This window comes from Alcanivorax sp. HI0044 (assembly GCF_001634945.1).
This window is the reverse complement of sequence record NZ_LWEZ01001042.1, coordinates 1-1,043: the sequence shown is the minus strand read 5'-3', so window position 1 is coordinate 1,043 and position 1,043 is coordinate 1. Positions and strand designations below refer to the sequence as shown.

The following is a 1,043-nucleotide window of genomic DNA, read 5'->3' as shown; positions in this document are numbered from 1 at the left end:
GCTGAGCCCAGCGTCTCTTACCGTGTCGCGAAGGTGTTTCTGGATCTGTGCATCCAGCGTGTTGATCTGAGAGATCAACCTCTTCAAGCCCGCTTTGAGTAGCGGCTCTGCACCCAGGCTTTGCTGGATAATGGTTCGCGCCTTGACCAGTGCCGCACGGCGGCGCAGCAGGGTCTGCAGCGTCCGATACGCCTTGGGTGGCGGGCTCCAGCGGCGCAAGGCCCCTTTTTCATTTTGCAGATGGCGGGCAAGTAGCTGCGCATCAGAGGCGTCCGTTTTTGCGCGACCCCCTGTGCCCTTGCGGTAATGGTGGAGGCGAGAACCATCAATCACGTAGATGTGGTGGCCTTTACGGTGGGCCAGCTCAATGACATCCATGTGATAAGTGCCAGTGGCCTCGATGGCTATCTCGCAGAGGGAAGGCAGATCCTTGAGCCAAGCCCGAATGGCTTGGGGTGTGTTCTCAATGGAATAGGTCTGGCCCAGGAAATAGATGACCAACTCGGCCTTGGCCACGTCGATGCCGATAATGGAGGGTTCTACTTGCATTGCCACTGAACAGCCCCTTGCGCTAGGTTACACATGCTTGTCGGGGCGCACCTGAAACGCTGGCTTGCTAGGTATCGTCGGTCTGAGGTGCGAACTCAGCCGATGGATTCTTTATCGGCGTATGAATAGGTGCGGGGTGGGGCCAAATCTCCTACCGTCTGTACCCTTGGGTCAGATGCTCCTTTGGTCCCTCCACCCCGGCAAGTCCTGCATGGTTGCAGGAAGAGCATTCAAACATACAAGCACCGTTTAGGGTGCGAACCGAGCGAAGCGAGGACATCGTCCGGAGGACGATCAAAGCTAGAAGCTAGAAGCCACAAAAAAACCGCACCCCTTCGGGCGCGGTTTTTTTGTAGAGAACTCAACGCTCAGCTGGGCCTCTCAATCACGAATTAACGACCTTCGTGTTGCAGCGTGTTGCGTGAAGCGTGCTGCGTCTCTTCTTACACCATTTCCAGATCCAGGGCCTGCTGGCAGACCCGCGCGGTGCGGAT

1 protein-coding gene is annotated in these 1,043 nt (G+C 57.0%); it reads right to left on the bottom strand.

Annotated features, from left to right (window positions below; translation table 11 throughout):
* A partial coding sequence (locus tag A3730_RS12175) for a transposase (RefSeq protein ID WP_156501183.1) occupies window positions 1–549 on the bottom strand: 549 nt, incomplete at its 3' end.
* Between the last annotated feature and the right edge of the window lie 494 nt (window positions 550–1,043).